This window comes from Vreelandella sp. L-15 (assembly GCF_056857635.1).
Genome location: NZ_JBSXNN010000018.1, coordinates 21,274 through 43,182 on the forward strand (window position 1 = coordinate 21,274; position 21,909 = coordinate 43,182).

A 21,909-nucleotide genomic window follows, 5' to 3' on the forward strand; every position below is an offset into this window, starting at 1 on the left:
CCAAGCGCGCTACTCACCGCGCTCATGAAGGCGTTTGCGGCCTACGTAGTGGGCCGCAAACTGCCACGCTGTCCGGCCGCTGCGCCCACCGCGTAGCGTGGCAAAACGTACCGCCTCCGCACGGGCGGCCTCATCCCACTCTTGCTGTCCACCAATACGACTCACCCAGTGTTCGCACACTTCAAGATAGGTGGCTTGGCTAAACGGATGAAAGCCTAACCACAGGCCGAAACGGTCTGACAGCGAGATTTTCTCTTCCACCGCATCGCCGTGATGCAACTCCTCCCCCACCAACCGTGAACCGCTATTGTCATCCATCGACTCCGGCAGCAGGTGACGACGGTTCGAGGTCGCATAGAGCAGTACGTTATCTGGTGGCCCGGTCAGCGCGCCGTCTAGCACGCTCTTGAGCGCCTTATACGCGTCATCGTTACCCTCGAAGGAGAGATCGTCACAGTACACTACGAAGCGATGCGGCTGATCCCGCAGTTGTTCCACTAGCAGCGGCAGACTCGATAGATCATGTCGGTCAACCTGGATCAGCCGTAACCCCTCTGTGGCCAGCGAGTTGAGCAGCGCACGTATCACAGACGATTTCCCGCTACCTCGTGAGCCCCAGAGCAGCGCATGGTTAGCTGGCAGCCCCTGCAAAAATGCCCGGGTGTTATCGACCAACGCCAGCTTTTGGCGCTCAATGCCTAGCAGGTCGTCCAGCGTCATGGTGTCTCTCGGGGGTACCGGCACCAACCGCCCGCCCAGTGGGTGGCGCTGCCAGATGGCCGCTACATGGGTGTCCCACTCAACCGGCGTGGGCGCTGGCGGCAGCCAGTGGTCGACATGATCGAGTAACCGCGCTAGGCGCTGGCTTAATTCAGTATCCATCGTCATCCTCAGAGAGCGTTATGATAAGGGTTGGTTTACCACTAACAGTGGTTATTAACCAGCGCGAAAAACCGCTTACTTTTAGTGAGCGGATGGATAGCGCGGCATCCGCAGGATGCCCTTGCTGACGTTTTGTACAGTGCTATACTACGCACGTCGACACGACCTACCGAGGGGCACTCGGAAAGTGACGTCTGTGGAGACAATGTGAGACCTGGGGGATATGAGTTGGTTCGCCACCGTAAAAATCCCCACCGTGGGACTTTTACGGCGATAACCAAGCCATTCCCTCGGGCAATCGTCTTGGAAACAGAAACCAGGAAGGTAACAACCTGGGAATCCTCTTCCTTTCCGTCGCCAGACGGCAGCGCAAGTTGAGGGAGGGGAGGATGTCAACTTGTGTGCAAGGATCCCCACTCGTCTATAAGGAAACTATCTATGCGTTGGCTTCGCCCATTAGCGGTTACGGCGCTCTGCGCCTCAATCGCCGCCTGTACGACCTCCCCCACCGGTCGCTCGCAGCTATTGCTGCTCTCTGATAGCGAGCTGAACGAGATGGGCCGTCAGGCGTTTACCCAATATCAGCAGGAACTGCCCACAGCGGGTCAGGCAAGCCAGCGCTATGTGCAGTGTATTGCGGATGCCATTGTGGCAGAACTGCCTGCCGAGCAGCAGCAGTTAGACTGGCAAATCCGGGTGTTTGAATCCGAGCAGCCCAACGCCTTTGCACTTCCTGGCGGCTACATGGGTGTGAACACGGGCATGCTGGATATTGCCACAACCCAGGACCAATTAGCCTCTGTGATTGGTCATGAGATTGGTCACGTGCTGGCCAACCACGCAAATGAGCGCGCCTCAACCGAGAGCGCCACGTCATTAGGCCTATCGGTACTCTCCAGCACCTCCGGTATGCAGTCCGCCGGTGGCCAGCAGCTGATGGGGGTACTCGGTATGGGCGCTCAGTACGGCATCGTACTACCATTCTCCCGCGCCCATGAGAGCGAGGCCGATGTGATTGGCCTAGACCTCATGGCCCAAGCAGGCTTCAACCCACGTGAAAGCGTCACTCTGTGGGAGAATATGCAGGCAGCCTCTGGCGGCGGCGCGCCTCCCGCGTGGATGTCGACGCACCCCAGCCAAGGCCAGCGGATTCAAGGCCTGCAAGCGAATATGGATCAAGCCGTGGCCCTCTATGAGCAAGCCCGCAGCAATGGTCGTACGCCAAACTGCCCGCGCCCATAGCAGCACTTAGAGGTTTCAGATGATTCGATTGGGTTTACTGCTGTTAGTCCTGCCGATTTTAGTACTGCTGGGCGTCTATTTTTGGGAGCTGGGGGACGTTCGCGCCTGCCAGCTTGAGGGCGGCTACTGGAACTATCTGGAAGGAGCTTGCTACGATACGCCACAACCTTTTGTGTCGTGGCTCGAGCGTTCACCGCTGCTGGTGAATGGCGGCATGCTGTTATCCGTGGTGGGGCTGGTGATGTGTATGGTGGGGTTTTATGTCAAACGCCAATCAATATAACAAATACTGATGAGCACCCCGCCTTACTGTTATCTAGCAGTAAGGCGGGGTGTCTAGCTTATTCAGGCATTTTCTTTATCATTAGGGTGCGGGCGATCTGCAGCAATTGCTGGTCTTGCCAACGGTCTGTGATCAACTGCACCCCTACCGGCAGCCCGTTCGCCCCCTGACTTAAAGGCAGGTTAAGGCAGGGGACGCCGAGCAGCGTCCAGGCACGGCAATAAAGCGGATCACCTGTGGCGTCGAGTCCTTCCGGAGCCACACCGGTGGCGCTTGCGGCAAGAAGGACATCAACCTGTTCATCGAAAAGCGTCGACAGCACTTGCTGCATGGCATTAGTGGCAAGCCGAGCCTCAAGATAGCGAGCATAGCTAATCGCTTTACCCTCCTGAATCAGTTCAACCAGCTTAGGACCCATTTGCTCGTCGAAGCGTGAATACTCGCTGGCCAGCGACTGGGCTGCTTCATAGGCCATTACCACCTTTTGGTGTTCGACTAGCGCTTCAAAACGTTCATCAAACGCTAATGGCACCAGCTCAGCGCCCGCTTGCAAAAGCCGCTCTTGAGCGTGGGCAAGTGCCTGCTCAACATCGGTATCCAACGCTGTTTCACCTGGCAAACTACGCACTCCCACTCGCACGCCAGTAAGATCTTTCAATGGCGTGATTGGCGGCGCCTGCGTCAGTGCCGAGAAGGTGGCGCAAATATCCTCAATATGCCGCGCGAACCAGCCCAGGGTATCCAGCGACGCTGCAAATGACTTCACGCCAGCGGTGCTTAGCGTATCAAACGTCGGTTTGAAGCCGAACACCCCACAGTAGCTTGCCGGGCGGATCATGCTACCTGCCGTTTGAGTTCCGAAAGCAAGCGGCACCATGCCAGCAGCCACTGCAGCCGCAGAGCCGCTGGATGAACCACCCGGGGTACGCGAAGGGTCATGAGGATTGCGGGTTTTGCCAGGGGTGAAGTAGGCAAATTCAGTGGATACCGTCTTTCCCATAATCAACGCGCCATGCTCTTTTAGCAGTGTAACTAGAGCAGCATCGACCACCGACCCTGAGGAGTAAAGGTAACCACCGGTACCCCAGCGGGTTGGCAGGTCGACGGTATCGATAATATCTTTAATTCCGACCGGCACTCCGTAGAGAGGGCTTCCGGCAAGGCGAGCCTCCGGCAATTTAGGTTCTGGGGCCAAGGCTTCCCAAGCCTTTACGTCGGGCTCACGCTGAACAATACGCGCCGCGCAGGCGTGCCACCAGTCCAGGGGCTCAGCCTGCCCATCTGCCAGGGCGATTTGGTAGGCATCAATGGTCATAGTTGAATCATGGTTCACATTACGTCTCCACTTAAGCTCAGCGGCCAAATGAACCGCTCAGACAATCAATTTCAGGCCAACCAGCAGCATCAATAGCGCAAACAGACGCCCGAGCAACCACGGTGACAAGTGATGAGCGAGCCTTACGCCGAATCTGGCGCATGGCACGCTGAATAGTGCGATACCAGCAAAGGCGGGCCAATAAAGATACCCCGTACTGTAGGAAGGCAGGGCTGCCTGACCGTAACCGGTCATCATAAAAGTAACGGCACCCATTAGGGCAATCGGCAGTCCGCAGGCAGCCGACGTGCCAATGGCCTGAGCCAAATGGGCTCCGCTGCGAGATAACCAAGGTACACTAAGCACCCCACCACCAACGCCAAACAGTGCCGAAAAGGTACCGATAAACGTTCCTGCCGCGAACATCGCTGGTCGGCCAGCAGGGTTCTGGCCTTGGGTAAGCGGTTTAGCGAGCAACATACGCAGCGCCAACAGCAGCATAAACACGCCAAAGTAGCGCTCCAGCAGATCGGAGCGCAGCTGACCTGCAATCACTCCGCCGAGTACCGCGCCGAGCATCAGCCCTGGCAGCATGCGTTTTAATAGCTCAACCACCACCGCCCCTTGCTTCCAGTGGCCTAAAGCGGAAGAGGCACCCGTCACTGTAATAATCGCCAGCGAAGTGCCAATAGCCAAATGAATGACTATCGCCGAATCGATGCCCTGCTGATTTAAAGCCACCATCAGCGCAGGCACGATGACCACGCCTCCACCAATTCCAAACAAACCGGCGATGACGCCAGCCACGCTGCCCACCAAGCAGAAAAAAAGTAGCGCTGACAGCATGCAGGACTTGCTCCAATAACATTGCCGGGTAGGGTTGCTACCCCACCCGAGCATTAAGCTGCTGATAAATTTATTGAACGACCTCGCTAGCAAAAGAGGCGTCTACAATATCGTCGTAATACATCTCTCCTTGGATGTTGCCGACGAATTGCTGCATCTCGATGGCATTGGTAAAGGCCTCTTCGGTGATCATCACGCTCTCGGGATACACGCTGTTGTCAATCATGCGCTGAACGGCGGCGTCTACCACATCACCCTGCAGGTCACCAAACTCTAGTCGGGCTACCGCTTTAGCGGTATCGGCATCAGAGTGGATCAGCGCCAGCGATTCATTGATCGCTTCTACAAAACGCGCTACTAATGCAGGGTTGTTGTCGATCATGTCCTGGGAGGTATTGATGGTAGAGAAGGCGTACTCGGGGTAGTCATCGGTGAACGCGTGAATAATTTCCAGCCCTTGGGAGATACCTTGCTCCACCTGCGGCTGATACAAGACTGCGAAATCACCTCGCCCCGAGAGCACTGGACCGAGCTCAGAGCCGTTCTGCACTTCAGTAACGGTAACCTCACCGGTGAGGCCAGCATCTTCGATAAAGCGGCGGATCAACGTATTGGAGGTACCTGGAGCTAAGCCAACCACCACTGTTTTACCAGCCAGATCTGCTGGCGATGAGTACTCCAGTTCAGGGTGGGCCAAGACCCAAACCGGCGCACTGTTGGCAACGGCACTAATCGCCTTACCGCTGCCACCCTGCTCCTGTGCAAAACCGACATGCTCAGGGCCGTGTACCGAAAACTGCGATTCGCCGGAAAGCACCGATGCGAGGGCAGCGGGGCCTGAACCTGCAGAGCGTACTATGGGCACCTCGATATTGTGGTCGTTGAAAATCCCTTCATGCTTGGCTACATAGACGGGGAGATAGAGCAACGAATGAAATGCTTCGTTAATCAAAATGGTATCCATATCATCAGCCTGAGCATGGGTAGTAGCACCCAGCACAACTAAGCTTGCGCCCAGGACAACGCGCTTATAGACAGAAGAAATGCTCATTATTAAATACCTCTTACGGTTAGGATCAGTGCTACGGGAATTAAAAAGGTCACTACCATTACTTTGATTATTTTTGTTCTTTTTCCCATGGCAACAACAGCTTAGCCACCTGGGACACGACGATATAAAGCACAATGGCCACGATCATCAACATGATCACGCCTACCCACACGACGTTGAGATTGAACAGGTTACCGGCCACAAAAATCATGCGGCCAAGGCCACGATCTGATGAGATAAACTCGCCGCCAATTTCAGCAATCAGGGCGAAACCGATATTCAGGCGGAAGGCGGAAATGATCCAAGGCAGCGTTGCGGGGGCGACCACTTTTGTGAAAATTTCGCGGCGACTGGCACCCAATGAGCGCATCAGATTAATCAGATTGCGGTCGATTTGATGTGTCCCCTGATATGCCGAGAGCAACGCAACAACAAAGGTCGCGACAAACGCGAGCATGATTTTCGAGAACATGCCAGAGCCAAACCAAATGATGATCATCGGTGCCAGGGCAATTTTGGGGAGACCATTGAGGGCTACCACGAAAGGGTCAATGATACGAGCCGTGGTGCGCGAGAACCACAGCAGCAAGCCTGCAATCGAGCCAAGAATACTGCCAGCTAGAAAACCCACAACCGTGGCATAAACAGTCGCAACGGTATCGTTGAGAAGTTGACCCGACTGAATCAGCCGCCAAGCTTCATTAGCGATACCGACCGGCGAGCCCATTAAAAATGAGTTGACCCAACCAACGCTCACTCCTACCTGCCACATGATAATGACAAGCGCTAGACCAGCGCCTCGCCAGAGGTTATCGGTGAATAGAGTATTACGTGTTAGCTGCTCGTCGTTCTCTTTGACGCTGCCAGCGCTAATGGTATGGGTATAAATTTTTGCTTCGCTCATGCCTCACCTCCGGCGATCTGAATATCCAAATCTTCCCAGATGCTGTCGAAGAATTGCTGATAGCGAGCATCACTGCGCGCTTTAAGACAAGAGCCGTGCTCACGTGACAGCCCCACATCATAAATTTTCTTCACCGACGTGGGCCGCTGAGTCATCACAGCAACGCGATCGGACATGGCAATGGCTTCGCCGATGTCGTGGGTAATTAGCACCACTGTTTTGTGGTGCTCTTTCAGGATGGAGACGATCTCTTCTTCAAGCACCAATCGTGTCTGGTAGTCGAGGGCCGAAAATGGCTCATCAAGGAGAATCAGATCAGGATCTGTGATGAGCGTACGGATCAATGCAACCCGCTGGCGCATTCCGCCTGATAGGGTGTGGGGGTATTGATCAGCAAAATCAGCTAAGCCGTAGCGAGCCAACTGATCACGGGCCATTTCGTAGCGCCGAGCCTTGCGCACGCCCTGTATTTCAAGTCCCAGACAGACATTGTCAATGATCGTGCGCCAAGGAAAGAGAAGATCGCGCTGCAACATATAGCCAATCCGCGCACCACAACTAGGGTCACTGCCGTGTAAAGTGATACTACCGTCACTGGGCTCAAGCAGGCTGGCAATAATATTGAACATGGTGCTTTTGCCACAGCCACTAGGACCAACAATGCTGACGAATTCTTCCTGTTTAATATCGAGGGTAATATCCTCAATAACTTCGATAGACTCGACACCAGGGCTAGAAAACGTCTTTTTAACTCCATCTAGCGTAATCACACTTTGACGAAATTGGGGCATGCCGATGGTTGATTCAACAAAACTACCGGGGAAAGAGACAGTTGAGTTCATAGCTGTGATCTCTTATAGGACGAGTACAGCTTACACAGCACACTTGGTGCCATAATAATTTTTCTATATTAAAATCAATGTATTAATGATTGTGTGCGGCGTGACGGTTTTATCTAACTGTCTCCATAGCTCTGCTAAGGTGCAGATATATGGCAAAATGCACCATGTTATATATATGATCACATTAGTTATTCTTTGCTGCCACGATCAATACATACAACAGAAGGCTAGTAGAGTCGGAGCCCAATGACACACTGCCTCATTGCTTAGAGGCAAAAAGGCAATGTGAAGGCTAAAGCCAAGGATAAAGAGTTTTGTACTTTTAGCTCAGGATAGGGGCTAATTTGGCGCACAATGTTGAGGAGTGCTTCAATGCTAAATAGCATCAAATTCTAGCGATTGCCGCAGCAGCGTGCGCACGCTGGCCGTTTCAGGCCGCACGTTGCGCCATAGAAAAAACGACTCGGCGGCTTGCTCGACCAGCATTCCCAAACCATCCAGCAGCTTGGCGCCTCGCGGCCCCGCCCACTGTAGAAACACCGTCGGCTCTGAACCGTACATCATATCGTAGGCCCAGGCACCTTTGGCAAACAGCGTCTCCGGCAGCGGCGGCAGCTCGCCTGATAGGCTGGCACTGGTACCGTTAATCACCAGATCAAACTGCCCGTCGATGGATGCTAAACCGCCGCCCTGGATATTGCCCAAGTCGGCAAACGCTTGGGCCAACTGCTCGGCTTTCTCTGCCGTGCGGTTGACGATAACGACCTCACTGGGCTGCTCCGCCAGCAGCGGTTCCAATACGCCACGCACCGCGCCGCCTGCGCCGATGACCAGCACACGCTTACCCGCCAGAGGGACGCGGTGATAGGCCAAATCCCGCACTAACCCGATACCGTCGGTGGTATCGCCATAGGTACGCCCGTTACCGCCCACAATCAGCGTATTCACCGCCTGCGCGCGCTTGGCGCGGTGGCTCAGGGTATCGCAAAGCGCAAAGGCATCGCCTTTGAAGGGAACGGTCACGTTGGCACCACGGCCACCATCGGCGATAAACGCCCGCCATGCGTCGGCAAACCCCTCTACCGGCGCCAGCTCGGCGGTGTAACTCATGGCCTGATGAGTCTGGCTGGCAAACTCACCGTGGATCAGCGGCGATTTAGAGTGTTTGATTGGGTTACCAAACACACAGTAGCGGTCAGTCATCGAAGCTCCTTAGGCGTTGTTCTGCTGGGTGGCCTCGGCCAGCCAATCGCGTGGCACCAAATAGTCGTGCAGTTGCGCTTCACGGCTGCCCGGCTCGGGAGTGAAAGCGTACTCCCAACGGGCCAGCGGCGGCATGGACATCAGAATGGACTCCGTGCGCCCGCCGCTTTGCAGGCCAAACAGCGTACCCCGGTCCCACACCAGATTGAACTCCACGTAGCGGCCGCGGCGGTAAAGCTGGAAATCACGCTCGCGTTCGCCCCACGCGTCCTGCTTGCGGCGCTCGACAATGGGAAGGTAAGCATCCAGAAAGCTATCACCCACCGCGCGCTGAAACGCAAAACACTCTTCAAAGCTGCCTTCGTTCAAGTCATCAAAAAAGAGTCCGCCGACGCCACGGGTCTCCTCGCGGTGCTTCAGATAGAAGTAGTCGTCGCACCACGCTTTGTAGCGCTCGTAAACGCCCTCACCAAAGGGCGCGCAGGCCTCGCGGGCCACTTGGTGCCAGTGCACCACATCTTCAAACACCGGATAGTAGGGGGTTAGGTCAAAACCGCCACCAAACCACCACACCGGCGGCTCACCCTCTTTTGCGGCAATAAAGAAGCGAACGTTGCCGTGGCTTGTCGGCACATTGGGGTTTTCAGGATGCATCACCCAGGAGACTCCCACCGCGTGGAAGCTGCGCCCGGCTAGCTCGGGCCGGGCAGCAGTCGCAGACGGCGGCAGCTGCGCACCGTGGACATGGGAAAAGTTGACGCCGCCTTTTTCGAAAATAGCGCCCGACTCCATCACCCGCGAGCGGCCTCCGCCGCCCTCTTCGCGCTGCCAGCTATCCTCTTTGAACGCGGCCCGCCCATCGGCGGCAGCAAGCCCTTCACAGAGGCGCTCCTGAAGGTCGAGAAGGTACGCTTTAACGTCGTCTAGGTGCTCGTGGGCCACGGTAACTCCTGGTGAGGTGAATCGTGAATCGTGAATCGTGAATCGCTGACAGTGTGACGAAGCCGAGCGGCTAGTCACGCATCACTTTGCCGGTCACTAAATCGCGGATGGTGCTGGGTTTGGCATTGCCGCCCAATTCGCCCGCCACGATGGCGGCTACGTCATCGCCAAAGATCGTGGCGACTTCTTCCGCGCTCATAGCGGGCGGATCGCCTGCACGGTTAGCGGAAGTGGAGACGAGCGGCCCGCCAAACGCTTCGCACAGTGCTTTCATCAGCGGATGGTCGGTGACGCGTAGCGCCACGCTTTGATGAGCGCCGCGTACTAGGCCGTGGCTGCGACCATTGTCCGGCACCAGCCAAGTATTCGGGCCTGGCCAACTGGCCGCCAACGGCGCATGGAGTTCCAACGGCAACTGGTTCAACCAGGGCTGAAATTGCGCGATACTCGCCGCCACCAAAATCACGCCCTTGGCCGGGTCGCGCTCCTTCATACGCATGAGATGCGCCAGCGCTTCGTCGTTATCGGGGTCACAGCTTAACCCCCATACCGCTTCGGTGGGGCAGGCAATCACACCGCCTTTACGCAGCGCGCTCACCGCCGCTTTCACGTCAACCGCCGGTTTCATAGACGCTCCTGATAAGCTCTCAGCCAATCACAAAATTGAGTTTGCATCTTACCATGGCGCTGCCAGCCGCACCCAACCACCCGCCTGCTGCGTCACTTTGCCATCCAGCTCCAGCATCAATAGCCGCTGCTGGCACTCGCTGACCGAGATACCGGTGCTCTGCACCAACACATCAATGGGGGTAGGCGATGGGCCTAAGGCGTCTAACAGATTATCCGCCGACGGTAATTCAACACTCGGTTGATGAGCCAACGGCTCATCGGCTGCAACTGCTAGCGGCGCAGGCACAAAGCGCGACACCCAATGCTGTAACTCTTCGAGAATATCGTCCACATGGCGTACCAGGGTGGCGCCACTACGCAACAGTTGCAGGCAGCCACGAGCCTGGACATTGTGTAGCGAACCCGGCAGCGCAAACAGCTCGCGACCCTGCTCTAGGGCGAGGCGGGCGCTGACGAGCGAGCCACTCTTCTCGGCTGCTTCAACCACTAAAGTGCCTAGCGAAAGGCCCGTTACAATTCGGTTGCGCCGGGGGAAGAAGGCCGGACGGGCCACGGTGCCTGGTGGATGCTCAGAGAGCAGCAAGCCGCCGGGTAGCGTACTGAGCTGTTCATACAAATCACGATGGCGGGCGGGGTAGATGACATCAATACCACAGCCAAGCACGGCAATGGAGCTTCCACCTGCGGCGAGCGCCGCACGCTGAGCCACCCCATCCACACCCAGCGCCATCCCGCTGACAATGCACCAGCCTCGGTTGGCCAACTCCCGGGCAAACGCCTGGGCATGTCCACTCCCTTCCGACGTTGGGCGACGAGTACCTACCATGGCAAGGCCTGGGGCCTCTAACGCGCGAAGATCGCCCTGGGCCCATAGTACTGCTGGCGGGTCAGGAAGTTGGTTTAAAAGGTCTGGCCATGCAGGATGGTCGCGGTGAAGCAGATGGCGGTTGGGGCCTTCTTGTAACCAGGAGAGGGTGTCATTGACCGTTTGTTGCAGCGGGCTGCGTTCTGGCTGCGCCAGCCACAATCGCAGGGCATTGGCGGCATTGCTGGGCAAAGTCGCTAGCCACCCTTGTGGCCATTGCGGCTTGCGCGCCACCATTTGCGCAATCCGCGCAGCGCCCATACCGGGCAAAGCATTTACCGCCAGCCACTCCTTAGCGTCCATAGAGCTCCCCTTATATCAAATCTTGATGCACACCTTAGCGCGTCGGCGTGTGTACACTATCTCCCACTGCCAGCACCCTTGAGGCCTGCATGACCAAGGCGTAACTCATATGATTATAGGGCCTGAACACCATCACCAATCCTGCCTCGGTATTGGGCAACCGCAGCAGCTCTTGGGTACGTGGGTCAGTTACCAACTCCCCTTGCTGGTCTACGCGCAATACATGGCCCGGCTGTAGGCCGTCTTGCGTTCCCAGATCCAGTGCCACCACTTGCAGCCGCCCAATAAATCGTACTCCGCCCGGTACCGCAACAATCTGGCCCGACACGTTATTCAACGGTGCACGGGGAACAAAGGCATCGCTTAGCTCACGATCTTCTAGAGGCAGCAGGATGTCGTTATTACGCACTTCTTGGTAGGCGCTAAGCACTTCGATGCGAGCAATATCGCCCTCGCTGCCCAGGTAGCGCGCCTCGCCAATATTGATCAACTCATCGCCCAACAGTGCGCCATTGGCTGATACATAGGGCTCGCCTGGACGGTAGATGCCCAGGCGCGTTCTGGCGGGTACGCTGCCACGCACGTACAGGGTATCGCCTGCGCCGCTAATCAAGCGCTGGTTATCGCCGCCCACCACATACGCAAGCTCCTGCGGGCTCTCTCCTGGCTCCACCACGCGATGCTCCCGTAGAAAGGCGCGCACCACCTCCATCGGAATAGGAGTAATCGCCTCTCGTTTAGGCACTGTACGCATCTGCGGCGAGAGCTTTACGACCCCTTGGCCCCGCTCCACAGAAAGGCATGGTTGGCCTTGGCATGTCCCCAATACCAGCACATCGCCGGGGTAGATAAGGTGCGGGTTACGAACTTGCGGATTCGCCTGCCATAGCGAAGGCCACTGCCAGGGCGAGCGTAAATAACGGGCGGAGATATCCCACAGCGTGTCGCCAGGCACTACTTCATAGCGCTGTGGCGCATCGTTGCGCAGCCCTTCCACGGCTAAGGCTGGCTGGCTGACCGACAGCACCCACATTAAGAGCACGCCAAAGACGCTATAATAAAGAGGTTTTAGAGCCACCATCCGATTCTCCCCGGGCAGTCGTTGGTGAAGCGGTTTAAGGGGCTGCACGGTGTCGCGCGTGCCCAGGATCGCTATCAGCATGATATAGTGGTCAATAGTAAAGTAGTTAGGCTCGCCGACACAGGTGGCAGCCAGCTCATCTTAAAGACTCAGCATAACGGTGATTGTAACGCCATGGCCAAACTTCCTATTCTCGAATTCCCCGACGAGCGCCTGCGCACCAAGGCGGTACCGGTGGAAACCGTTGACGACGAGGTCCGCCAGCTCGTCGACGATATGTTGGAGACCATGTACGACGCACGCGGCATCGGCCTTGCCGCAACGCAAGTCGATGTCCATCGCCGCGTGGTCGTCATGGATGTCAGCGACGATAACTCCCAGCCGCTGGTGCTGATCAACCCGCGCTACGAGCCCATCGATGATGCCAAAGAGCCGCTCTCCGAGGGCTGTTTGTCGATCCCTGAATACTACGCCGAAGTACCGCGCTACCTGAAAGTGAGACTCAACGCGCTGGATCGTAACGGTGAGCCCTACGAGCTGGAAGCAGATGGCCTACTGGCCCACTGCATTCAACATGAGTACGACCATCTGGAAGGCGTGCTATTTGTGGATTACCTCTCACCGCTCAAGCGCGACCGGGTGATGAAAAAAATGCAAAAGCGCCACAAGCTGATGAACGACGCCTAATCCGCGCTTTTCCATCAGGCCACTGGCCGAGCTGACACGCTGCCCGCAGGCACTCGCCTGTAACAACAGCGCTGCCTCTCGGCCTTTATGCGTTTCATACACGGCATCTTTCTCTCGTCATCCTCTCCGTCACTTAAGGGCACACCACCATGTCACCGTTACGCGTTGTTTTTGCTGGCACGCCAGACTTCGCCGCCTCCAGCCTTGCTGCCGTTCTCGACAGCGAACATGAAGTGGTGGCGGTTTACACCCAACCCGACCGCCCTGCTGGGCGTGGTCGCAAGCTCACGCCCAGCCCGGTTAAACAGCTGGCACAAGAGCACGGGCTGCCGGTGGTCCAACCCGCCAGTCTCAAAGACGCCGATGCGCAAGCCGAACTGGCGGCATTGAACGCCGATGTGATGGTCGTCGTCGCCTATGGGCTGCTGCTGCCCCAAGCGGTGCTGGACACGCCGCGCCTAGGCTGCATTAACGTGCACGCCTCGCTGCTGCCCCGCTGGCGGGGTGCGGCGCCGATTCAGCGCGCCATTGAAGCGGGCGACAGCGCCTCCGGCGTGACCATCATGCAAATGGATGCGGGGCTGGATACCGGCGCCATGCTGTATGAAGTGCGCACCCCAATTACCTCCCGCACCACCGGTGGCGACCTCCACGACCGACTGGCCATTCAAGGTGCTAATGCGCTGATCCACGTGCTGGACAACCTCGACAACGGCAGCCTAGAGGCAACGCCTCAGCCGGAAGAGGGCGTGACCTACGCCGCCAAGCTCAGCAAAGCCGAGGCCGAGCTAGACTTTAGCCAGCCCGCCGAGCAGCTGGCGCGCAAAATCCGCGCCTTCAACCCGTGGCCGGTGGCTTGGTGCACGCTAGGTAACGACCGCCTGCGCCTACTCATGGCCAGCGTCGAGCAAGGTGAACAGCCGCCATCGCCCCCCGGTACGCTGTTGGCACATGGCGACGAACACCTGCGCATTGCCTGCGGTGCCCAGGGCCAGGAAGTGCTGTGCGTTAGCCGTGCCCAGCTGCCCGGCGGCAAGGCCATGGCAGTGCGTGATCTTTTGAATGCCCGCCAAACGCCCTTGAGCGAGGGTGTTCGCCTTGGACAGCCTTCACAGCCAGCCTCGCAAGGAGCGCGCCCATGAGCGAGCGACCCACCACAGGCGGCAGCGGCCTGGACGTGCGCGCGGCGGCGGCCAGAAGCCTGGTGCCGATCCTCACCGATAAAGGCTCCCTGGCCGGGCTCGATGAGCACAGCGTCATTGCCAGAGACCGCGCGCTGCTCAAAGAACTCTGTTACGGCACCTGCCGACGTTTGCCGCGCCTGCAAGCGTTGGCCAGCCGCCTGCTAAAGCAGCCCTTCAAAAAGCGTGATGCGGATATCCAGGCGCTGCTGCTGATCGGTATCTATCAACTGCTCTACATGCGTACCCCGGCTCACGCCGCCGTGGGGGAAACCGCCGGGGCCGCACGCCTGCTGGACAAAGAGTGGGCAACTCGCGTGCTCAACGGTTGCCTGCGCCGACTGCAGCGCGAGGCCGATGCGCTGCAGGCCGAAGTGGACCGTGATGAGAGCGTAGCTTTGGAACACCCCCAGTGGCTGCTCGGCAAGCTGCGCAGCGCCTGGCCCGAACAGTGGCGTGCCATTGCCCAGGCCAACAACGAACCGGGGCCGATGACGCTGCGCGTCAACCAGCGCCACAATGATCGTGAAGCGTACCTCACGCGGCTCACCGAGCAGGGCTTGGATGGCTACCTCTGCCTCCATGCCCCCGATGGCATCATGCTGACTCACCCTTGCGATGTCTCGGCGCTGCCTGGCTTCGAGCAGGGCCACGTCAGCGTGCAGGACGAGGCGGCACAGCTCTGCGCCGCGCTGCTGGGCCCGGCGCTCGCGCCACGCCCCGGTGCTCACGTATTGGATGCTTGCTGCGCCCCTGGCGGCAAAACCGCTCACTTGCTAGAGCAGTTCGACATTTCCCTGACTGCGCTGGATAGCGACAACCAGCGGCTGGCGCGTGTCGATGACACCCTCGCTCGGCTGGGGCTCGCTGCAGAGCTGAAACATGCCGATGCCACCACCCGCGACTGGTGGAGCGGCACGCCGTTCGATGCCATTTTGCTGGATGCCCCCTGCTCCGGCACCGGCGTGATTCGTCGCCATCCGGACATCAAAGCGCTACGCCGTAAAGAGGACATTCGCCAGTTGGCCAGCCTGCAGCAGCGCCTGCTCGACAATCTTTGGCCGCTGCTCCGCCCCGGCGGTACGCTGCTCTACGCCACTTGCTCAGTGCTGCCCGAAGAGAATGCGGCACAAATCGATGCGTTTCTGGCCCGCACACCGGATGCCAACGCCACCACGCCCCACGATGTGGCCTGGGGAGAGCAGAGCGGTCAGGGACGCCAGCTGTTTCCCGCGCAAAGCAGTCACGATGGCTTTTTTTATGCCAGACTAGAAAAGCGCACTGCCTAGGCGGTTGCCCGGCAGTAAATTCATGACAAGGATGGAGCAAACATGAGTCATCACACGTACAAACATATTGAGCTTACTGGGTCTTCCGAAAAAGGGATTGAGGAAGCCGTGCAGAACGCCCTGGCGAAAGCCTCCGAAAGCGTTCAAAACATGCGCTGGCTCGAAGTCACCGACACCCGAGGCCATATTGAAGATGGCCGCGTGGCCCACTGGCAGGTCACGATCAAAGTCGGCTTCACGCTGGAATAATCCCTACCTGCTTTTCGACGGCGGCTGGTTTACACTGACCGCCGTCTTTATTGCAGCGCACACCGCAAGCCGGAAACGCGCTGGCGCTTATAACGGAACCGATGCTTAGCGATGAAAATCATCATTCTCGGCGCCGGCCAAGTCGGCGGCACCCTGGCGGAGCACCTTGCCCGCGAGGAGAACGACATCACCGTCGTCGATACCGACGGCGCAAAACTGCGCGAGCTGCACACCAAGCTGGATATCCGCACGGTGACCGGCGCAGGCTCCTACCCCATCGTGCTGCGCCAGGCGGGCTGCGAAGACGCCGATATGCTGATCGCGGTGACCAACACCGACGAGATCAATATGATCGCCTGTCAGGTGGCCCACACGCTGTTTCGCACCCCCACCAAAATTGCCCGGGTGCGCTCCACCGCTTACCTCACTCGTAAGGGCCTGTTTGCCCACGAAGCGATCCCCATCGACGTACTGATCAGCCCCGAGCAGGTGGTCACCGACCACGTGCGCCGCTTGATTGAGCACCCGGGCGCGCTACAGGTACTGGAGTTTGCCGGGGGTTTAGTGCAGCTGGTGGCAGTGAAAGCCTTCTACGGCGGCCCGCTGGTGGGCCAGGATTTGGCCTTTTTGGGCAAGCATATGCCCAACGTGGAAACCCGCGTGGCGGCGATTTATCGCCGCAACCGGCCGATCATTCCCCGGGGCGACACGGTGATTGAAGCCGACGACGAGGTGTTCTTTTTGGCCGCCCGCCGGGATATTCGCGCCGTAATGAGCGAACTGCGTAAGGTGGAGCGGGACTTCCGCCGCGTGGTGATTGCCGGGGGCGGCAATATCGGCGAACGGCTGGCGGAGCACTTAGAGCACAGCCATCAGGTGAAGATCATCGAGCACAGCCTGGAGCGCTGCACCACGCTTTCCGAGCGGCTGGATCGCACCGTGGTGCTCCACGGCAGCGCCACCAGCAAGCGGCTGCTGGAAGAGGAGAACATCGAAGACTGCGATATCTTCTGCGCGCTGACCAACGACGACGAAGTGAATATCATGTCGTCGCTGCTCGCCAAGCGGCTGGGGGCTAAGAAGGTGCTTACGCTGATCAACAACGCGGCCTACGTGGATTTGGTGCAGGGTGGCGATATCGACATCGCCATCTCCCCCCAACAGGCCACCATCGGCAGCCTGCTCACCCACGTACGCCGGGGCGATATCGTCAACGTACACTCGCTGCGCCGGGGTGCGGCGGAGGCCATCGAAGCGATTGCCCATGGCGATAAGCAGTCGTCCAAGGTGGTGGGCCGTACCATCCGCGAGATCGACCTACCCGACGGCACCACCATCGGCGCCATTGTGCGGGGCAAAGAGGTCATTATCGCCCATGGCGACGTGCGGGTGGAAAGCGGCGACCATATCATTCTGTTTGTGATCGATAAGCGGCGTATTCGCGACGTTGAGCGCCTGTTCCAGGTCGGATTAACGTTTTTCTAAGGAGCCGGCCAGCGTATGAGACAACCACCACTATGAGTTTGCGGGTCATTCTACGTATTTTGGGCCTGCTGCTGATGCTTTTCAGCCTAACGATGCTGCCCCCCATGCTCATGTCGCTCTGGTTTCGAGACAGCGTCTGGCACGCGTTCATGAGCGGCATTGGGATTACCGTCATGACGGGGCTGTTTCTCTACCTGCCCAACCGCCGTGCTCACAAAGAGCTACGTATCCGTGACGGCTTTATTATCGCCGCGATGTTCTGGACGGTACTGGCCCTATTTGGTTCTCTGCCGCTCATGCTGTTTGGCGAAGGCTCACTGAGCATTACCGATGCGGTCTTTGAGTCGTTTTCCGGCCTGACGACCACCGGTGCCACAGTGATTACCGGCATCGATTTTTTACCGGAATCGGTGCGCTATTATCGCCAGCAGCTGCAGTGGCTAGGTGGTATGGGGATCGTGGTACTGGCCGTGGCTATTTTGCCTACCCTGGGCGTGGGAGGGATGGCCCTTTACCGCACCGAAATTCCAGGGCCATTGAAAGACTCCAAGCTAACCCCACGAATTACCGAAACCGCTAAAGCGCTCTGGTATATCTACGCAACGCTCACGTTTGCCTGCATGGTCGCCTATATGCTGGCGGGGATGAGCTGGTTTGATGCGCTGGGGCACAGTTTTTCCACCGTCGCCATCGGCGGCTTTTCAACCCACGATGCCAGTATTGGCTACTTTAATAGCGCCGCCATCGAGCTGATCTGCATCAGCTTCATGCTGATTTCGGCGGTGAGCTTCAGCCTCCACTTCGTGGCCTGGCGCGAGAAGCGCCTGACCCACTATTTTCAAGACCCGGAAGCCCGATTTCTGCTGCTGTTCCTGACGGGTCTGACCGTGATTACCGTGATTACCCTGTGGCTCACCGATACCTACGATGACATCGTTGGGCTGCGCCATGGGCTGTTTGAGGTTGTCTCGGTCGCCACCACCGCAGGCTTCGCCGTGGCGGACTTTTCCGGGTGGCCGGGCGCACTACCGTTTCTGCTGTTTGTGGCCGCTTTTGTCGGCGGATGCTCCGGCTCTACCGCTGGGGGGATGAAGGTCATCCGTATTATCCTGATCTTGAAACAGGGCATGCGCGAAGTCATGCGGCTCATTCACCCCAATGCCGTGATTGCCGTTAAAGTCGGCAAAGTGAGCGTTCCCGATAGCATCGCCCAGGCCGTGTGGGGATTTTTCTCTGCCTATGTGATGCTGTTCTTTTTGATGCTGGTGGGCGTGATGGCGACGGGCGTCGATCAGGTAACGGCGTGGTCCTCCGTTGGCTCGGCGCTGAACAATCTTGGCCCCGCCTTAGGAGAAGCCAGCAGCCACTATGGCGATCTGCCCAGCCTCGCCAAATGGATTTTAGTGCTTGCCATGCTGCTGGGCCGCTTGGAAATTTTTACGGTACTGGTGCTGTTTACCCCGGCTTTTTGGCGCCGTTAAACGCGCATCACTCGTTACTTTTTTGTTGAGACTTTTTAATGAATCAAGATGATGCAACACCGCTGGCCCAGGAAAGCAGTTCCCTCCCAGCTACCAGCGGCCCGCTGAAAACCATTCAGGTGGGCGGCACGTACTACACCCTGCTAGGCACCGCCCACGTCTCTGCCGAGAGCGCCAACGACGTTCGCCAACTGATCGACAGCGGTCACTTCGATGCCGTCGCCATTGAGCTGTGTGACGCCCGTCACCACAGCATGGACAACCCAGACGCCATGGGCGAGCAGGACTTGTTTCAGGTGTTCAAGCAAGGCAAAGCGGGCATGGTGGCGGCGAGCCTGGCGCTCGGTGCCTTTCAGCAACGGATCGCCGAGCAGTCCGGTATTCAGCCGGGGGCTGAGATGCGTGCAGCCATTGAAGAGTGCCGTACGCGCAACCTGCCGCTACTGCTGGTAGACCGAGATGTCGGCATCACTTTGAAACGCATTTATCGCAACGTGCCTTGGTGGCAGCGCTTCTCGCTGTTTTCAGGGCTGATTGGCAGCGTGCTTTCTCGCCAGGATGTCTCCAAAGAGGACATCGAAAAGCTCAAAGAGGGTGACATGCTAGAGGCCACCTTCAGCGAGTTTGCCGCTGAATCCGAAGCGCTCTACACGCCCTTAATTCGCGAGCGTGACCGCTATATGGCGCTGCGTTTGGCGGAGGAAGCGCCGCCTGGGCGCTACCAGAACGTGCTGGTGGTATTGGGCGCTGGACACTTGAAAGGCACGGGCGAGCACTTGGAAACACCGCTGCCGGAAAACCCCACCATCGAGAGGGCGTCACTCGAAGCGACACCGCCGCCCTCCAAGCTATGGAAAGCCATGCCCTGGCTGATTACCGCGCTGGTCATTACCGGTTTTGTGGTGGGCTTTTCACGCAATACCGACCTTGGCTGGCAGCTGGTCATCGAGTGGTTCTTGATTAACGGCATTCTGTCTGGCGGCGCGACGATTGCGGCGCTTGCTCACCCGGTCACGGTGATTGCTACCTTCTTCGCTGCACCACTTACATCGCTTAACCCCACCATTGGCGCGGGCTTTGTAGCGGCGGGGGTCGAGCTGTATATGCGCAAGCCCAAGGTGCGCGACTTCTCCACCCTGCGCCATGATGTGACGCAGTTAAAAGGTTGGTGGCAGAACCGTGTCTCTCGCACCCTGCTGGTGTTTATCTTAGCCACCGTAGGTTCTGCCATTGGTACCTGGGTGGCAGGCTTTAGAATTGCAGGCGCGCTCTTTGGCAGCGGCGCGGCGTGAACAGCGTTAAACAAGCCCCCTGGCAGGCGGATGCGCTGCTTCTGCTCGTCACCGCCTTGGCTGCGGGTGGTTGGATTTTTTCTAAAGAAGCGCTGGCAGGCATGCCGCCTTTGCTGTTTATCGGCACACGCTTTTTATTAGCCGGGCTGATCCTGCTAGGGTTTGCCTGGCCTACCCTAACGCGCATGCCTCTACGCCGGGTGCGCCGCGGCCTGCTGGTGGGCGTTTTGTTCAGCGCGGCGATCGCCTTTTGGGTACTGGGGCTTAACTACTCCGACCATCTGGGCGAGAGTGCCTTTATCAACAGCCTGGGGATTCTCCTGGTGCCTGTAGTGGCACGACTGCTGTTTGGCGACCGCCCACCTCGCTCTACTTGGGTCGCGCTACCCGTGGCGCTGCTCGGGTTTGCCCTACTATCGCTCAATGCAGGCTTTAACGTCGAGGCCAGCCAGCTGCTGATGGTGTGCGCCGCGCTCTGTTTTGCGCTTTTGATCAACGTCAATGCCCGCGTAGTGCGCAATGTGCCTGCGCTGCCGCTAACCACGCTGCAACTGATCTCGGTAGGCGTGGTGCTAACGGGGCTTTCCCTGGTGGTGGAGCATCAGCCGCTGGCGCTCAGCCCGTCGATTCTCGGCTGGTTCATGACCAGCGTGCTGCTGGCCAGCTCGCTGCGCTTCTTTCTGCAAATCAAAGCGCAGAGTATGACCACGCCTAGCCATGCGGCGGTGATTCTGATGCTAGAAGCCGTCTGGACCGCGCTGTTTGCCGCCTGGTGGTTTGGCGAAACCATGACCGCATTGCAACTGCTGGGCTGTAGCCTGATCTTTATGGCACTACTGATCAATCGCTGGTACTGGGTCCGCAAAGTGCTGCTGCGCTGGCTGCCCGGTGGCAATCCTTCCCGCTAACCATGCTCTTCTGCCCGCTGCCGCTCCAATAGCCGCTGCATGGCTGCCGTAGGCTCTTCGATCTTGCGATAATAGCGGCTCTCTGCGTAGCTATCGTTGAACACATCAAAGTAGTCATCCAGCACGCTTGCCGCCGTTTCATCACCGCTCTGGCGCAGCAGCTCAATCGCTACCTCGGCGGTGCACAGATGCGCTTTCGAGGCGGGCTTGCGCAGCCGGTAGCGGGTCTCCCGCTCGGTGCGCAGCGGCAGTACCGGCAGTGCATCCAGGTAAGGGCTTTTGCGGAACATGCGCCGCGCCTGTCGCCAGGTGCCATCCAAAATGATGAATACCGGTATGCGCGCCTGCTGCTTGGCGGCATGCACCGCGTCAATATCCACCACGCGGTCGGCGTAATCTGGCTGGTCATCAGGAAAAATCACGAACGGCGCGTAGCGCGGATCTTGCAGCAGCGCGGCCAGCGCCTCGTCCGGCGCCGTGCGATACCAGGTAAATACGCGGGTGTTGGTGAGCACGTCGCCAATCAAACGCCCGGTGTTGGTCGGTTTGTAGTGTTCAATAGAGTGGGTCAGCAGCCATACCTGGGCGTCGCTCTCCGCCTTGACCTGATACGGGCAGAGGCAGTTCAGCTCGGGCAAGTTGCAGCCTTCGCAGCGTTTGACGAAGCTGCCCCGCGCTTTGAATTCACGCCGAGGCGGGCGCGGATGCCCGGTGGCCGGGTCGCGGTCGGTCAATGCATCGTGCTCGGGGGGCAGCGAGGTCGCGTCAGGCATCTGCGCTCCAGTGTGTCATCAAAGGGCGCAGAGTTTGACATCCTCCCCTCCCTCAGCTTGCGCTGCCGTCTAGCGACGGAAAGGAAGGGGATTCCCAGGTTGTTACCTTCCTGGTTTCTGCTTCCAAGACGATTGCCCGAGGGAATGGCTTGGTTATCGCCGTAAAAGTCCCACA

At 58.2% G+C, this 21,909-nt stretch carries 22 protein-coding genes; 10 read left to right on the plus strand and 12 right to left on the minus strand.

Annotation, left to right across the window (positions count from 1 at the left end):
* Positions 1 to 9: 9 nt before the first annotated feature.
* A complete protein-coding gene (locus AC13CY_RS01255; protein ID WP_089675177.1) occupies positions 10 to 882 on the minus strand; it encodes an ATP-binding protein in 873 nt (290 codons plus the stop codon).
* Positions 883 to 1,320: 438 nt separating this feature from the next.
* Here AC13CY_RS01255 and AC13CY_RS01260 point away from each other — a divergent pair, with 438 nt between their 5' ends.
* Positions 1,321 to 2,124: a M48 family metallopeptidase gene (locus AC13CY_RS01260; RefSeq protein ID WP_483052197.1), complete on the plus strand. Its 804-nt coding sequence runs from the start codon at positions 1,321 to 1,323 to the stop codon at positions 2,122 to 2,124.
* Between the two features lie 19 nt (positions 2,125 to 2,143).
* Entirely contained in the window at positions 2,144 to 2,407 is a 264-nt protein-coding gene (locus AC13CY_RS01265) for a hypothetical protein (protein ID WP_483052198.1), read from the plus strand.
* A gap of 58 nt (positions 2,408 to 2,465) precedes the next feature.
* Here AC13CY_RS01265 and AC13CY_RS01270 read toward each other — a convergent pair whose 3' ends face one another.
* The 10 genes from AC13CY_RS01270 to AC13CY_RS01315 form a co-directional block, all read right to left on the minus strand.
* Positions 2,466 to 3,722, minus strand: coding sequence for an amidase (locus AC13CY_RS01270; RefSeq protein WP_483052199.1), 1,257 nt, complete (start codon positions 3,720 to 3,722; stop codon positions 2,466 to 2,468).
* Between the two features lie 57 nt (positions 3,723 to 3,779).
* Complete coding sequence (locus AC13CY_RS01275; RefSeq protein WP_483052200.1) at positions 3,780 to 4,568, minus strand: sulfite exporter TauE/SafE family protein; 789 nt, start codon at positions 4,566 to 4,568, stop codon at positions 3,780 to 3,782.
* 70 nt (positions 4,569 to 4,638) lie between these two features.
* Entirely contained in the window at positions 4,639 to 5,619 is a 981-nt protein-coding gene (locus AC13CY_RS01280) for an ABC transporter substrate-binding protein (protein WP_483052201.1), read from the minus strand.
* A 67-nt stretch (positions 5,620 to 5,686) separates the two neighbouring features.
* A complete protein-coding gene (locus AC13CY_RS01285; RefSeq protein WP_483052202.1) occupies positions 5,687 to 6,523 on the minus strand; it encodes an ABC transporter permease in 837 nt (278 codons plus the stop codon).
* The gene (locus AC13CY_RS01290; protein WP_483052203.1) at positions 6,520 to 7,365 is read right to left on the minus strand and encodes an ABC transporter ATP-binding protein; all 846 of its coding nucleotides are present in this window, start codon (positions 7,363 to 7,365) and stop codon (positions 6,520 to 6,522) included. The genes AC13CY_RS01285 and AC13CY_RS01290 overlap by 4 nt, the downstream gene beginning before the upstream one ends.
* Before the next feature lie 375 nt (positions 7,366 to 7,740).
* Positions 7,741 to 8,568: a shikimate dehydrogenase gene (gene aroE, locus AC13CY_RS01295; RefSeq protein WP_483052204.1), complete on the minus strand. Its 828-nt coding sequence runs from the start codon at positions 8,566 to 8,568 to the stop codon at positions 7,741 to 7,743.
* A 9-nt stretch (positions 8,569 to 8,577) separates the two neighbouring features.
* On the minus strand, positions 8,578 to 9,510 hold the full coding sequence (gene hemF / locus AC13CY_RS01300) for an oxygen-dependent coproporphyrinogen oxidase (protein ID WP_044628938.1): 933 nt from the start codon (positions 9,508 to 9,510) through the stop codon (positions 8,578 to 8,580).
* Positions 9,511 to 9,580: 70 nt separating this feature from the next.
* Entirely contained in the window at positions 9,581 to 10,138 is a 558-nt protein-coding gene (gene tsaC, locus AC13CY_RS01305; RefSeq protein ID WP_044628939.1) for an L-threonylcarbamoyladenylate synthase type 1 TsaC, read from the minus strand.
* 48 nt (positions 10,139 to 10,186) lie between these two features.
* Complete coding sequence (gene dprA / locus AC13CY_RS01310; RefSeq protein WP_172515395.1) at positions 10,187 to 11,308, minus strand: DNA-processing protein DprA; 1,122 nt, start codon at positions 11,306 to 11,308, stop codon at positions 10,187 to 10,189.
* A 34-nt stretch (positions 11,309 to 11,342) separates the two neighbouring features.
* On the minus strand, positions 11,343 to 12,389 hold the full coding sequence (locus tag AC13CY_RS01315) for a LysM peptidoglycan-binding domain-containing protein (protein WP_089675175.1): 1,047 nt from the start codon (positions 12,387 to 12,389) through the stop codon (positions 11,343 to 11,345).
* A 174-nt stretch (positions 12,390 to 12,563) separates the two neighbouring features.
* Between AC13CY_RS01315 and def the strand changes: the two genes are divergently transcribed.
* The 8 genes from def to AC13CY_RS01355 all read left to right on the plus strand — a co-directional run bounded on the left by def (position 12,564) and on the right by AC13CY_RS01355 (position 20,961).
* Complete coding sequence (gene def, locus AC13CY_RS01320) at positions 12,564 to 13,076, plus strand: peptide deformylase (protein ID WP_137093002.1); 513 nt, start codon at positions 12,564 to 12,566, stop codon at positions 13,074 to 13,076.
* Positions 13,077 to 13,225: 149 nt separating this feature from the next.
* A complete protein-coding gene (gene fmt / locus AC13CY_RS01325; protein ID WP_230834487.1) occupies positions 13,226 to 14,218 on the plus strand; it encodes a methionyl-tRNA formyltransferase in 993 nt (330 codons plus the stop codon).
* Entirely contained in the window at positions 14,215 to 15,546 is a 1,332-nt protein-coding gene (gene rsmB, locus AC13CY_RS01330; protein WP_228168634.1) for a 16S rRNA (cytosine(967)-C(5))-methyltransferase RsmB, read from the plus strand. The genes fmt and rsmB overlap by 4 nt, the downstream gene beginning before the upstream one ends.
* Positions 15,547 to 15,588: 42 nt before the next feature.
* Positions 15,589 to 15,795: a dodecin gene (locus tag AC13CY_RS01335; RefSeq protein ID WP_483052205.1), complete on the plus strand. Its 207-nt coding sequence runs from the start codon at positions 15,589 to 15,591 to the stop codon at positions 15,793 to 15,795.
* A gap of 111 nt (positions 15,796 to 15,906) precedes the next feature.
* On the plus strand, positions 15,907 to 17,280 hold the full coding sequence (gene trkA, locus AC13CY_RS01340) for a Trk system potassium transporter TrkA (protein ID WP_062359928.1): 1,374 nt from the start codon (positions 15,907 to 15,909) through the stop codon (positions 17,278 to 17,280).
* 32 nt (positions 17,281 to 17,312) lie between these two features.
* Entirely contained in the window at positions 17,313 to 18,761 is a 1,449-nt protein-coding gene (locus tag AC13CY_RS01345) for a TrkH family potassium uptake protein (protein ID WP_483052206.1), read from the plus strand.
* 38 nt (positions 18,762 to 18,799) lie between these two features.
* Positions 18,800 to 20,053 (plus strand): TraB/GumN family protein, encoded by a 1,254-nt coding sequence (locus AC13CY_RS01350; RefSeq protein WP_483052207.1) that lies wholly within the window; start codon positions 18,800 to 18,802, stop codon positions 20,051 to 20,053.
* Positions 20,050 to 20,961: a DMT family transporter gene (locus AC13CY_RS01355; RefSeq protein WP_044628948.1), complete on the plus strand. Its 912-nt coding sequence runs from the start codon at positions 20,050 to 20,052 to the stop codon at positions 20,959 to 20,961. Before AC13CY_RS01350 ends, AC13CY_RS01355 begins: the two co-directional genes overlap by 4 nt.
* Here AC13CY_RS01355 and AC13CY_RS01360 read toward each other — a convergent pair.
* On the minus strand, positions 20,958 to 21,734 hold the full coding sequence (locus AC13CY_RS01360; protein WP_062373222.1) for a tRNA-uridine aminocarboxypropyltransferase: 777 nt from the start codon (positions 21,732 to 21,734) through the stop codon (positions 20,958 to 20,960). The genes AC13CY_RS01355 and AC13CY_RS01360 overlap by 4 nt on opposite strands.
* Between the last annotated feature and the right edge of the window lie 175 nt (positions 21,735 to 21,909).